The following is a 12856-nucleotide window of genomic DNA, read 5'->3' on the forward strand; positions in this document are numbered from 1 at the left end:
TAATTTCATTCAAATATAAAAAATCGTTACTTTCGTAGGATGATTTTGTTGCGAAAATTACTCTTTCCTTTTGCCATATTCTATGGTTTTATCACTTCTTTAAGAAATTATCTTTATGATAAAGGTATTTTAAAATCGTATTCGTTTGATATTCCCGTTATTGCTGTGGGAAATCTGACCGTTGGTGGCACCGGAAAAACACCACAGATTGAGTATTTAATCAGGCTGCTTTCACCAAAATATAAAGTAGCAACCTTAAGTCGGGGTTACAAACGAAAATCGGAAGGTTTTGTTTTGGCAGATGCTTCTTCAAATGCAGAAATTCTTGGGGATGAACCTTTTCAGTATTTTAAAAAATTTTCAAACATCCAAGTTGCGGTTGATACTGACAGACGAAATGGGATTGAACAATTATTGAAACAAGAAACGATTCCCGAAATCATTCTGTTGGACGATGCTTTCCAACATCGCAAAGTAAAAGCTGGTTTTTATATCCTTTTAACGACTTACGGCGATTTGTTTTGTGATGATTTTATGTTGCCAACAGGAAACCTTCGCGAAAGCAGAAATGGAGCGGAAAGGGCGGACCTAATTATAGTTACCAAATGTCCGCTGAAAATTTCTGAGCTTGAGCAGCAAAATATCAAAAAGAAACTGGGTTTTGACCTGCCTGTTTTTTTTAGCAGTATTGATTATGATGATAAAGTTTATAATGAGACAAAAAGCATCGCAGTAGGCGAAGTAAAGACAATGAAAAAAATATTAGTAGCCGGAATTGCCAAACCAAAGTATTTTTTCGATTTTTTAAAAGCTGATACTGATGAAATTATAACATTTCCGGACCATCATCATTTTAGCGAAATCGAAATTTTATCTTTAAAAAAACAGGGTAAAGACAAAATCATCGTCACAACTGAAAAAGATTTTGTACGTTTGAAAGCTAAAATTTCAGAAACGCAATTATATTATTTACCAATCAAAAGTAAGTTCGTGAGCAATTCGGAAACTTTTGACCAAATCATTTTAAACTATGTGGGAACTTGTACAGGAAACCGTTAATTATATAAAGAATAAAACCAACTTCACGCCGGAATATGGTGTTATTTTAGGTTCAGGATTAGGAAGTTTTACCGATGATATCACTATTGAATTTACATTACCATACAACGAAATTCCAAATTTCCCTGTATCAACTGTTCAAGGACATAAAGGAGCGTTGGTTTTTGGAACTATCGGAACCAAAAAAGTTGTTGCCATGCAAGGACGTTTTCACTTCTATGAAGGCTATGATATGAAGCAAGTCACCTTCCCTGTTCGCGTTATGAAATATCTTGGTATTACTAAATTGGTTGTTTCTAATGCTTCAGGCGGTGTGAATTCTGATTATGAAGTAGGCTCAGTGGTAGTAATCAAGGATCATATTAATTTTTTCCCCGAACATCCGTTACATGGAAAAAATGACGAACGTTTTGGACCACGGTTCTTGAATATGAACGAAGCTTACAATAAAGCTATGATTAAAAAAGCAAAGGAAATAGCTGTTGAAAATAATATCACGGTTTATGATGGCGTTTACCTTGGTCTGCAAGGCCCAACATTTGAAACTTTTGCAGAATATAAAATGGTAAAAATTCTTGGTGCCGACTGCGTTGGAATGTCCACAGTTCCTGAAGTTATTGTCGCACGCCATATGGGAATAGAATGTTTTGGATTATCTGTAATTACCGATATGGGAGATGAGGAAACAAGCATGGAAGATGTTAGCCATGACGAAGTTTTAAAAGCTGCAGCAAAAGCAGAACCTCATGTTAGAAAATTAATTAAAGAATTGATTCTGCAGTTTTAACTCAAATTCGCAGCAATAATTTCATAGAAATTTTCTGGGTCAAAAGGTTTAGTGATTACATCGGTCATGCCAAATGACATAAGCATTTCCCTATTTTCGTTCAAAGAAATCGCCGTCAAGGCAATGATGGGTTTTTTTGTGTCAAATTTCCGAATTCGCTCCGTAGCAATGGTTCCGTTTATTCCTGGTAAATGAACATCCATCAAGACTAAATCGAAATCATTTTCCTTGCTAAGCAATTTAACCGCGTCTTCGCCATTGTCAATAATTTGACATACAATTTCTTTTTTCTCGAGCATTTTTTTGGTCACCATTTGGTTGATTTTGTTATCTTCCACCACCAAGATGTTTTTGCCTATCAATACCGAGTCCGAATAGGATTTTTCTTTTTTCACTACAATTTCTTTAGTTCCGTGCAGTAGATTTAATTCGAAATCAAAAGTAGTTCCAACACCAACTTTGCTGATTAAATTCACTTCGCCACCTAATAAATCAACCACTTTTTTAACAATGGTCAGACCTAAACCTGTTCCGCCGTATTTTCTGTTAATTTCAATAGAACCTTGCGAGAAACTTTCAAAAATAGTTTCCTGTTTATCCTCAGGAATACCAATGCCCGTGTCGCTTATCGCAAAATTTATTCTGGAGTAATCATCACCGGTTTCGACTACTTTGACTGTAACTTTTACTTCGCCATTTATGGTAAACTTCAGCGCATTATTAATTAAATTGATAAATATTTGTGACAATTTGGTAGGGTCGCCAAGCAGAATTTCCGGAACGTTGGGGTCTATTTCCAAAATAAATTTATTCTCGTTTTTGGATGCAATTTCATGCATCGCATTTTTAATATCCAACAACAATTGTTTGATATTAAAATCGATATATTCAATTTCTATATTATTCGAGTCGATTCGGTTAATTTCCAGGATTTCATTGATGAATGTCAAGAGGTAATTTCCCGAAAATTTCAAAGAATTTAAGTAGTGTATTTGATTCTCCTTAGGATTATCTTCAATCAATAAATGGGTAATTCCATTGATGGCGTTAAGTGGCGTTCTGAGTTCGTGGCTTACGGTTGATAAAAATTCTGCTCTGGCTTTTGAGGCTTTTTCCGCATTGTCTTTTGCAATTTGTAATTCGAAATTTTTCTCTTTTAGCGTATTGTTAGATTGTTTTCGGATGATGTTATTTTTATATAACGACAAACTCAAAAGTGACAGGATAGTAATCAGGGCAATTGCTAAAATGCTGATAAGCTTGGCAAATTTGTTGGTTTTCTGTTGCGTTTCATTTTCTTTCGCCATTTGATTAATGGCTTTCATTCGCTCGCTTTCCTTAAAACTCACATAGTCACTAATATTTAATTTTTTGTTGTATAAATGGGAAAGGCTGTCTTTTAAAGCTAAGTGTGCTTTTAAATACGTATACGACTTTTTTAAGTCAAGTAATTTTTCATAAGATTTGCTTAAATCCAAAAGTATCTTTGCTTTTTGATCTAAGTTTTTATCATCTGAGCTTAACTGCAATGCTCTATTGAGATAGTTTACACTTAAGTTGTTATGATTTAATTTTTGTTCAATTGTTCCGAGTTGGTAAAGCGCTTCAGCTTTGGTTTTGAAAACATCTTTTGTATCGTCTTTTGAAATGATTTCGTTAAACAACTTAGAAGCTAATTCCGTTTTTCCGTTGTTTTTATATAAAATCCCTTTTTGCAAATTCATAAAAGGCGAAGCGTCAATTTTTAATAGATTATAGATAGATTCTGCTTTATCAAAATTGTCTTCGGCTTTATCAAATTCTTCCAAATTCATGTAGCAAAGCCCAATGTTATAATAGCAAAAAGCATAGTCGGTTGATGGTAGAAGTAAATTGTAGATATTAGCACTATTCAAAAAGGACTCTAACGCATCATTCATTTTTTTTAACTCAAAATACGTTGTTCCAAGAAAGAATAATGCGTCAGCTTTTCCTTTTATATTATTGTGAAGTTTAGCATAATTATAGGCTTTCTGGGAGAAAGCAAGAGCAGATTTATAGTTGTTTGTTTTTTTATTGAAGTTGGCCAACTGGATGTAATAAGCAGTGCTGTCAATTTTATTAATTGATGGTTTTTGTCCAAAAAAGACAACTGGAATAAATATGAAAATCCAAATCCATTTCATTTTGTGAGGCCAGATAAATTATGCTGTTAAAAATAAGGAAATTATTTTTTTAACAACAGTATTAAATCAATTATTCGGGAAGAATAACCAATTTCGTTATCATACCAACCTACAACCTTAACCATTTTACCGATGACAGAAGTTAATTGGGAATCAAAAAGACAAGAGTTTTGATTGCCGATAATATCTACTGAAACTATCGGATCTTCTGTATAATCTAAGATTCCTTTAAGTGAAGATAGGGACGCTTTTTTAAACGCAGCATTGATTTCCGCAATGGTAACTTCTTTTTTCACATAACAGGTTATATCGGTCAAAGAACCATCAGGAACAGGAACGCGAATTCCACTACCGCCAATTTTTCCTTCCATTTCGGGAAAGATTTTAGTTAGCGCTTTTGCGGCGCCGGTTGTTGTTGGAACAATACTTTGGCTTGCTCCTCGCGCCCGACGCAAATCTTTATGGGGCTGGTCGTGTAAGCTTTGATCAGTTGTATAGGAATGTACGGTAGTGATATACGCTTGCTCAATGCCGCAAAGGTCGTTGATGATTTTAATCATTGGAGCTGCATTATTGGTTGTGCAACTGGCGTTAGAAACTATCTTTTCAGTTCCGTCTAATATGTTTTCGTTGACACCAAGAACTACGGTTTTAATTTCAGCAACTTCAGAAGGAGCAGAGAGAATTACTTTTGTGGCTCCAGCCAGAATATGTTTATTGATATCTTCGAAAGTGTTGTATTTTCCTGTGCATTCTATTACGAAATCAATGTTATTCCATTTAAGGTTTGAAATTTCCTTTTCATGGAAAAATAAATAAGATTTTCTATCTACGATTATCGACGTATCGTTATAGGAAACATTTAATGGTAAAACGCCATGGATACTGTCATATTTTACCAAATGCGACATAGTTTTGTTATCAGCAATGTCATTGATGGCGATAACTTCAATCGAAGGATGATTGAGCAGCAATCGAAAAAGACTTCTTCCAATGCGTCCAAAACCGTTGATGGCAATTTTTGTTTTCAAATTCGTACTTCGTAATTGTTAATTCTAAAGAATATGTTTTTCTGCGTGATAAGAAGAACGCACTAACGGACCACTTTCTACATGACGGAATCCCATTTCCTTACCTAGTTTTTCATATTTAGCGAATTGTTCCGGAGTAATGAATTCTTTAACAGGCAAATGCTTTTTACTGGGTTGAAGGTATTGGCCAATGGTAACGATGTCGACATTTTGTTCACTCAGATCCTTCATAGTTTGTATTACTTCTTCTTCGGTTTCTCCAAGACCAAGCATGATACCCGATTTGGTTCGGCGTATTCCCTGGTCTTTCAGATATTTTAAAACCGCCAAACTCCGGTCATATTTTGCCTGAATACGGACTTCACGCGTTAAACGGCGAACGGTTTCAACATTGTGTGAAACTACTTCAGGATTGGCTTCTACTATTCTGTCGATTATTCGTTCAACGCCTTGAAAATCAGGGATAAGTGTTTCCATAGTTGTGTCAGGATTCATTCTACGGATTGCCTGAACGGTTTCCAACCAAATGATAGAACCCATATCTTTTAAATCGTCACGGTCAACACTCGTAATTACCGCGTGCTTTATTTTCATAATTTTTATGGAACGCGCAACTTTTTCGGGTTCATCCCAATCTACTGTTTCCGGGCGACCGGTTTTTACACCGCAAAAACCACAGGAACGCGTACAAATATTCCCCAGAATCATAAAGGTTGCGGTGCCTTCGCCCCAGCATTCACCCATATTTGGGCAACTGCCGGAAGCGCAGATGGTGTTGAGATTGTATTTATCAACTAGACCCCGTAGTTCGGAGTATTTTTGACCGATAGGTAGTTTTACCTTAAGCCATTTTGGCTTACCTATATGTAAATTAGTATCAATAACTGATTCCATTCTTTATTTTTTGCGATACAAAGATACAAAGGTAAATGTTAGAATGGCGATAAGATGGTTTGGATTTTTTATTGTTTGGAATTCGCTCTTTTTCCCTGTTCGCGATTCATAATTGCGAGAAACGGCTGTTACTAGAAGTTGTGCCAAGTTTGATTTTTACGCAACATTTCACGTAATACTTTTCCAGTTTCTACTTTCCACACGTTCTTTTCAGCAACATTATTTAATAAAAAATTCCACGCAAAAAATTATATGCAACAATTTATGCGCAATACTTTCTGCGTATCAAATTCTACACAATAATTTCTACGTTACAATTCCAAGTAATATTCCGCAACATTTTTTTCGAATAGCGTTTAAATTTCTGTGTTTTATTTACCGAGAAATAAGGAAGAAGACTTGAATTTAAAAGTGAAAGTTCTGAGAAAAAGCGGAATTTCTAGTAACGTGCCGCGGCTTTGCGACAGTTGCGAACTTCGGAACGAATTATTTTCCAGTAAGATAATATTTCTTGCGAAACGCAAACGTGAACTTACCACAAAATTCGCAATTGCCAGAAACGGCTGTTACCAGCTGGCGTTTTAAGTAAAAAATTCAGGAATTACTATTCATCATCATCTTTTTCATATCCTTCATAATAGTATGACTGTTCAATTCCTTTAAAAATAACTTCTCTATTGTTTATTTCGTCAGTTAAGTTTTGACTTAATAAAGTTCTTAATTCCAAACCATTAATTGGGCTTCTTTCCATAGCTTGTAAGTAAAGTGATTTATCTACAAATTGCCAATTCACTAATTTTTCAATCCTTGTTTTTAAAATCATATCGAGCCATATACGCATTGTTCTTCCGTTACCTTCCATAAAAGGATGAGCTATATTCATTTCAATGTATTTTGAGATAATTTCTTCGAAATTGTTCTCAGGCATTTGCTCAATTTTTACCAAAATTTCGTTTAAATATATAGCGTTTGCAAATCTAAAGCCGCCTTTTGATATATTATGTTTGCGCACTTTTCCAGCAAAATCGTATAAACCATTAAAAAGATAATAATGTATCTCCATAAGACCTTTTGTTGTTCCAATTTCGATATTGTCAATATCATTTGATTCGAACAAACGATATGCATTTTCTAAACTATTTTTATCAATATTTTTCATATAAAATCAGATTTATACATCTGTATGTTTATTGTCAAAAATACTTCAAATGATTGTCATTTACTTCAAAAGACTTTACTTTTTTTGGAAGTAATTAATAGTGTTGATTTCCGCGGTGTAGCGTCCTGAAATAGGTTGACATTTTTTTACTCTGTTTTCAATTCAAATTTAGATAAATAATTTCTTTATTCCTACGATAAGATTTATATGGCATATCGGCATTTAAATGCACGCTAACAGGCGTTCTTCCATTTAAGCTGTCATGTGGTCTTAATGTGTTATAAACCTTTACAGCGCGTCTTACCATCTTCTGGGCAATTGTTTTGTTAGGAATAGTTTGATTAAGTCCAAACTCATATTTCATGGTTTTGTTCAATCGTTCTGCAAGCGCATTTTCATAAGGATCATATTGTTCGGTCATGCTTACTAGGATATCATTGTCTTGCAATATTTTGACGTATTCTGGCCAACAGTAATGGAATCCTCTGTCGGAATGATGAACTAGTTTTCTTTGGGGATATTTTCTATTTTTCAAATCCATTTTAAGCGCCTCTAATGATAATGAAGCTTTCATATTGGTTGCTATATGAAAGCCCATTACTTGTTTTGAATAGGCGTCGGTTACTAAAGCTAAATAGGCATTTTTCCCATTTAGTCTTAGATTACCCACCAAAACTTTCTTTCGGTTTAATGCTTATTTTTTTAGTTTTTAAATCATAATAGATATATCTAACTTCGGTATCATCTTGAATATATATATAACTCTTATTCCAGTTATGGTATGATTTAATTCTAGATTTGGGTAGAAGTTGAGCAATAATTTCTTTTTTAGCCACATTTCGCCCAATATATTGTCGGTAATAATTAGAAAAGTTTTCACCTTTTATTTTTATTTGCTTTTCAATTTCTCTAATATCATTTATACTAGGCGAAAAACTTTGCTTATTATTGGCAAAATACTCTTTTGTAAATATTATTCCCTTTATTCCTTTTTCATTGAAACATATAGTTTTTTGGGATTGTACGGTTGAGAAAATTAGAATTATTAGTATTGAAATAAATGTTTTCATATTAATAGATTTTAAATTTTAATTAAGGGCATCCGCCTGCAGTTAATTCTTGACTCCATACGCTTGCATAAGTTTGTCTTGTTGCTGGTGGTAGATTACCCCATGCAGTAGTATTGTGTAGACCTGACCAAGATATACCAGTTAGCGTTTCAGGTGATACGGAAATGTTTGCGGCGGTACAATATTCTTGAAGAGCAGTAACCATTTTTGTTACATAAAAATTAGCCATGTATTCATGATCTGGATTGGATTATTCATGTTGTTAACATATGCGTTCCATAGCGATGGAAAATCATTAGGATTTGGAATTAAATCTCCATCGCCTTCAGAAATAAGAAGTCTAATTGTTTCGGCATGGATTAATTCGTGTAGCATTGTTTTTGCAATCCAAATTTTTGATGCAGAGCTAATCATATTTGAATTAAGAGCAATATTTGCAAAGGTATCACCAAGTTGATAAGTTGTTCTACCATTTAAACAATTAGTTGAAGAGCATGTTCCTAAATTCGCAATATCCCAATCTAGATTAACAATTGGTTTTTCTCCAGAAAAATTTCTTAACAATCTTGCCATTAATCTTGTTTGTTTCATTTGGCCATACACGTTATTAGTGCATGGATTCGCTTCTAAATCGGTGCTATTAACATGCTTGCTTTCCCAAATAAGATCCTCCAAAATTTCCTTCGCTAAAATGCTAGCTTCATTACAATTGTCGCTTTTATATATATAATTCTGTAACGTATTGCATTGGTCATAATTATCATATAGCCATATTCTTGAATCGTTATCCAAACCTGATAAAAATGATTGTGTACACTTATCATATGGTGATAGAATACCAATTTGAGTTTTTATAGGGCATGGATCTGTTTCAGGTTCTTCAGGAGTGGGTGTGCCAATTGGGTCAAAAAAGCGCATAAAAACTTTAGAAGTACCTGGCGGAGGATATGGCGAATGCACATGAATAGCACTTGCTGGATTGTCTCTTGGTGTATCGGAAAAAAGCATAGCAGCAATCAAATCTACTATACCATTTCCACCTGTTCCATGACCTAAATTATCGCCACAATTTAAGCACCCTCCTCCGGGAGGAGGGTTGTTGTTGTCATTTCCACCACCTCCAGGCGTTGTAATTGTTGGTACTTCTCCTATATGAATTATCAAATCAGGATCAGGACATGGTGTGTCATTATACAAAACAAGGTAAGAAACTGTTCCTTTAAAATCTTTAAAGTCTTGAGTTAATTTATACTTTTCTGCAAATTCGTCAGTCATCGTATACTCAAAAAGTTTAACTACTGAATAGCCATCTTTTTCTTGGAAGAGTAAATTATAAAAAACTTTGTAATTATCTGTCGGTCGTAAAACCTTAAAGGTGTAATTTTCCTTTCCAAGACTATCTATAACTTTTAACACTTCGTCAGATTCTATTGTTCCAATACCTGTAATAACTACTCTATTATAACTACCTGCAATAGAAGAACCTTTAATTCTGATTTTGTTATTAACTCTGTCAAATATTTGTTGTGCTTTAGTTCCAGTTAAGGTTTCATATTTAAATTTGTAATCTTTTTTTATTTTCTCTTCATACAAATCTTTTTCGCAACTGAAAAGCAAAATAAGTGAGACAATCAATAAGGGCTTCGCAATTTTTTTAAATAGGTCTTTCATAATTTTTGTTGTTTAAAATTAATGTTTTGTAACAGATTTTTTTGACATTGATTGCCATTATAAAATGGCATTTTAATCTGTTCAAAAGACCAAGGTGGTATTGTCTTATTTGAACGCTTAGAAATTTGGCTATTTCAAATGTAAGTTAAAAGTGTTAAAGAAAAACAAATTGTACTTCTTTTTTTACGATTAACCATAATTGACGGACAGCAACGTCTTACGACTATCACATTAATTTATATCGCACTTTACAGACTTGCAAAGGAACTTGACAACCAAATGCTAGTTAACCGAATTCAGAAAACGTATTTAATAAATGAATTTGCACCCGAAGAAGAAAAGCTGAAATTAAAACCAACCGAAAATAATAAAGAAGCACTTCGACATATTCTAAATTCAACAGATGGAGAAGAATTTAAAGGCTATTCAAAAATTATAGAAAATTTTGATTATTTCAGGTCAGCAATTAATGCGGAGAACTTTGAAGTTATTCAGCGTGGACTTTCTAAACTCATTTTCGTTGATATTGCACTTGACAGACAAAAAGATAATCCGCAAAGAATTTTTGAAAGTCTGAATTCAACCGGTCTTGAATTATCACAAGCCGACCTTATTAGAAATTATATTCTAATGGGGCTTTCAAGAACAAATCAAGACAGAATTTACAAAAGCTATTGGGAAGTAATCGAGAAAAACGCAAAGGATGAAACATTGAATAAAACTCGTGTTTCTGAATTCATTCGTGATTACTTAACTCTTAAAAACAAAGAAATACCAAACAAAGGTGACGTTTACGCAAAATTCAAAGAGAAATATCCAACTTCCACCATTGACGAATTGGAGCTTGTTCTCACAGAATTAAAATCATTAGTTAAGTATTACAATAAACTAACTAACCCGAAAAACGAACCTGACAAACTAATACGAATTCAACTTGAATACATCAACAGGTTAGAAATAAATGTTGCGTTTCCTTTCTTAATGAAGGTTTATGAAGATTTTTCAAATGACATAATTGATAAAGCAACTTTTATTTCAGTTTTATCGACAGTTCAATCATTCACATTCAGACGTTTCATTTTAGGCTTGCCGACCAATGCACTTAATAAAATATTTATGGGCTTATACGACAAAGTTGAGCCTAACAATTATTTGTTTTCAATTCAAAAATCTTTACTTCAAAGGTCAGGTGTTCAGCGTTTCCCAAGAAACACAGAAACGATAAACGCACTAAAAGAAAAAGATGTTTACAACATTAAACCTAAAAACCGAACCTACTTATTAGAACGACTTGAAAACTTTCAAAACAACGAACCAGTAGCAATTGAAGGAAATTCCGACATAACTATTGAACATATTTTTCCGCAAAACCCTGACCCAAAATGGAAAATTGAATTAGGTGCGGACGAATACAATTTGATAAAAGAAAACTATCTCAACACAATCGGCAATCTTACTCTCTCAGGCAACAACGGCAAATTAAGTAACAAGCCATTTCTTGACAAGAAAGTAATGAATGTTGATGGCAAAGAGCAAGGTTATACTTTCAGCAGACTGTGGCTAAACAGAGATTTGAAAGAAAAATCAAAATGGGATAAAACAGAAATTGAAGAACGAGCAAATACTATTTCTGAACGCTTTATTAATATTTGGGAAATTCCTAAAATTGACATTGAACTCGAAGCAACTAATGACGAAATAAACATTTTTGATGCAGAAGACCCAAAACACAAGAAGTTAGAGTATGCTATTTTCTTCAATCAAAAACTTGAAGTTACACAAGTAGCAAAACTTTATATTGAAGTGTTCAAACAATTATTCGACTTACAACCAGAAACCTTTTTTACATCAGAAATTGGCGACCGACTTAGTTTGACAAAAACACCTGAAGCGAATGGATTAAGACAAGCAGTTCCAATAAGTGAAACATATTTTATAGAAGCAAACATTGACAATATGGGCAAGTTCGACAGAATAAAACAAGCCTTGACAATTTTTGGATTTGAAGACGAATTATCAATCAAATATGCTGACTAGAAAAGAAGGGCGAAGGCATAACAGCACCTACAAGAAATTGGGGGTTCAGTGGTTAATTGAACATCCAACCTCGCATCAACATTTGTGCTGGCTTGACAGTTTTGTGCTCCGAAATCCCCAACTTCTTGTAGCTGCAAAACGTTATGGGCAAGTTTACCGCAGAAAACTGCAAATCAGAACGTTAAACGAAAAATTGAAAACAAAAACTTTTAAAATTAAAATATGGCTGTCTACAAATTAATAGCAAAAGGTAATTATGGAAATATGCCTAAAGGTTATGAATTTCAAGTTGTTTCATCAACCATTCCAACTCCAGATGCGAAAGATATTGAAAATGAAATCGATAGACTTGGATTTAATTCACAAGCAAAATCATATAAAAGTGCAGGAAATTTTGAGGTTAAGAAAATTTAATAATTTGAACAATTAAAAATAAAAATTTAATGAATATCCAAGAAAGACTTTTAGAAATTTGGAATGAAAAATATATTAACGAATTGCCTGAAATAATTAAGGAAAGAGGATTTAATTATTCAATAAACAATGAACAAAAAGATATTCTGATTACTGGAATAAATCCATCATTTAGAAAAGGTGATGAAAATGGTAATGTGTGTTTCGATTTTAAGATAATCGCAAAAGAAACTAAATACGATACATATTGGACTAAGTAAAGCAAATGTTATTATTTGGATAAATAATATTGGGAAAAAAGAAGGAAGTTATTCAAATGGAAGCCCTTCGATGAGAAAATATGCTGAAATAAACTTTATTGAAAAGACAACAAAAATAATTTATAAAAGAATTGAAATCGCATATTTAGGGAATGCTCCACAATACATCGAAAGACAAGTCGGCTATTCAAATTATGACGAATTTTTCGGAGAAAGACCTGATGTGAAAATTCAAACGGCAATTATGGATGAAATTATTTGGAGTTTGAAAAACAATCCTGAAAATTATGTAGATAAATAATAATAAAG

Annotated in this window: 13 protein-coding genes; 6 read left to right on the forward strand and 7 right to left on the reverse strand. The window is 33.4% G+C overall.

The features are described from left to right. Positions 1-39 precede the first annotated feature (39 nt). Both lpxK and Q0Q99_RS07120 read left to right on the forward strand, forming a co-directional pair. Positions 40-1059: a tetraacyldisaccharide 4'-kinase gene (lpxK, locus tag Q0Q99_RS07115; RefSeq protein WP_293893541.1), complete on the forward strand. Its 1020-nt coding sequence runs from the start codon at positions 40-42 to the stop codon at positions 1057-1059. Next, the gene (locus tag Q0Q99_RS07120) at positions 1031-1846 is read left to right on the forward strand and encodes a purine-nucleoside phosphorylase (protein WP_293893544.1); all 816 of its coding nucleotides are present in this window, start codon (positions 1031-1033) and stop codon (positions 1844-1846) included. The genes lpxK and Q0Q99_RS07120 overlap by 29 nt, the downstream gene beginning before the upstream one ends. Here the strand turns inward: Q0Q99_RS07120 and Q0Q99_RS07125 are convergent. The 7 genes from Q0Q99_RS07125 to Q0Q99_RS07155 all read right to left on the reverse strand — a co-directional run bounded on the left by Q0Q99_RS07125 (position 1843) and on the right by Q0Q99_RS07155 (position 9836). Further along, on the reverse strand, positions 1843-4011 hold the full coding sequence (locus Q0Q99_RS07125) for an ATP-binding protein (protein ID WP_293893546.1): 2169 nt from the start codon (positions 4009-4011) through the stop codon (positions 1843-1845). The two genes, Q0Q99_RS07120 and Q0Q99_RS07125, sit on opposite strands and share 4 nt — an antisense overlap. Before the next feature lie 41 nt (positions 4012-4052). Then, entirely contained in the window at positions 4053-5042 is a 990-nt protein-coding gene (gene gap, locus Q0Q99_RS07130; protein WP_293893548.1) for a type I glyceraldehyde-3-phosphate dehydrogenase, read from the reverse strand. Between the two features lie 24 nt (positions 5043-5066). Next, the gene (gene lipA, locus Q0Q99_RS07135) at positions 5067-5936 is read right to left on the reverse strand and encodes a lipoyl synthase (RefSeq protein WP_293893550.1); all 870 of its coding nucleotides are present in this window, start codon (positions 5934-5936) and stop codon (positions 5067-5069) included. A gap of 604 nt (positions 5937-6540) precedes the next feature. Then, positions 6541-7095, reverse strand: coding sequence for a protein adenylyltransferase Fic (fic, locus tag Q0Q99_RS07140; protein WP_293893552.1), 555 nt, complete (start codon positions 7093-7095; stop codon positions 6541-6543). Positions 7096-7252: 157 nt separating this feature from the next. Beyond that, positions 7253-7765, reverse strand: coding sequence for an integrase core domain-containing protein (locus Q0Q99_RS07145; RefSeq protein ID WP_293893555.1), 513 nt, complete (start codon positions 7763-7765; stop codon positions 7253-7255). Beyond that, positions 7758-8165, reverse strand: a complete 408-nt coding sequence (locus Q0Q99_RS07150) for a hypothetical protein (RefSeq protein ID WP_293893558.1) — start codon at positions 8163-8165, stop codon at positions 7758-7760. Before Q0Q99_RS07150 ends, Q0Q99_RS07145 begins: the two co-directional genes overlap by 8 nt. Positions 8166-8375: 210 nt before the next feature. Further along, positions 8376-9836, reverse strand: coding sequence for a hypothetical protein (locus Q0Q99_RS07155; RefSeq protein WP_293893561.1), 1461 nt, complete (start codon positions 9834-9836; stop codon positions 8376-8378). A 198-nt stretch (positions 9837-10034) separates the two neighbouring features. Between Q0Q99_RS07155 and Q0Q99_RS07160 the strand changes: the two genes are divergently transcribed. The 4 genes from Q0Q99_RS07160 to Q0Q99_RS07175 all read left to right on the forward strand — a co-directional run bounded on the left by Q0Q99_RS07160 (position 10035) and on the right by Q0Q99_RS07175 (position 12848). Then, positions 10035-11873, forward strand: coding sequence for a DUF262 domain-containing protein (locus tag Q0Q99_RS07160; RefSeq protein ID WP_293893611.1), 1839 nt, complete (start codon positions 10035-10037; stop codon positions 11871-11873). A 222-nt stretch (positions 11874-12095) separates the two neighbouring features. After that, positions 12096-12287: a hypothetical protein gene (locus Q0Q99_RS07165; RefSeq protein ID WP_293893564.1), complete on the forward strand. Its 192-nt coding sequence runs from the start codon at positions 12096-12098 to the stop codon at positions 12285-12287. A gap of 29 nt (positions 12288-12316) precedes the next feature. Continuing rightward, the gene (locus Q0Q99_RS07170) at positions 12317-12547 is read left to right on the forward strand and encodes a hypothetical protein (RefSeq protein ID WP_293893566.1); all 231 of its coding nucleotides are present in this window, start codon (positions 12317-12319) and stop codon (positions 12545-12547) included. 70 nt (positions 12548-12617) lie between these two features. Beyond that, positions 12618-12848, forward strand: coding sequence for a hypothetical protein (locus Q0Q99_RS07175; protein ID WP_293893568.1), 231 nt, complete (start codon positions 12618-12620; stop codon positions 12846-12848). Positions 12849-12856 lie beyond the last annotated feature (8 nt).

The organism is Flavobacterium sp. (assembly GCF_025352425.1).
In the GTDB taxonomy this organism is placed as follows: Bacteria; Bacteroidota; Bacteroidia; order Flavobacteriales; family Flavobacteriaceae; genus Flavobacterium.

Bases quoted from the DNA above. Each gene is read 5' to 3' on its own strand.
- lpxK (WP_293893541.1), top strand. From the start codon at position 40: ATGATTTTGTTGCGAAAATTACTCTTTCCTTTTGCCATATTCTATGGT.
- Q0Q99_RS07120 (WP_293893544.1), top strand. From the start codon at position 1,031: ATGTGGGAACTTGTACAGGAAACCGTTAATTATATAAAGAATAAAACC.
- Q0Q99_RS07125 (WP_293893546.1), bottom strand. From the start codon at position 4,011: ATGAAATGGATTTGGATTTTCATATTTATTCCAGTTGTCTTTTTTGGA.
- lipA (WP_293893550.1), bottom strand. From the start codon at position 5,936: ATGGAATCAGTTATTGATACTAATTTACATATAGGTAAGCCAAAATGG.
- fic (WP_293893552.1), bottom strand. From the start codon at position 7,095: ATGAAAAATATTGATAAAAATAGTTTAGAAAATGCATATCGTTTGTTC.
- Q0Q99_RS07150 (WP_293893558.1), bottom strand. From the start codon at position 8,165: ATGAAAACATTTATTTCAATACTAATAATTCTAATTTTCTCAACCGTA.
- Q0Q99_RS07155 (WP_293893561.1), bottom strand. From the start codon at position 9,836: ATGAAAGACCTATTTAAAAAAATTGCGAAGCCCTTATTGATTGTCTCA.
- Q0Q99_RS07165 (WP_293893564.1), top strand. From the start codon at position 12,096: ATGGCTGTCTACAAATTAATAGCAAAAGGTAATTATGGAAATATGCCT.
- Q0Q99_RS07170 (WP_293893566.1), top strand. From the start codon at position 12,317: ATGAATATCCAAGAAAGACTTTTAGAAATTTGGAATGAAAAATATATT.
- Q0Q99_RS07175 (WP_293893568.1), top strand. From the start codon at position 12,618: ATGAGAAAATATGCTGAAATAAACTTTATTGAAAAGACAACAAAAATA.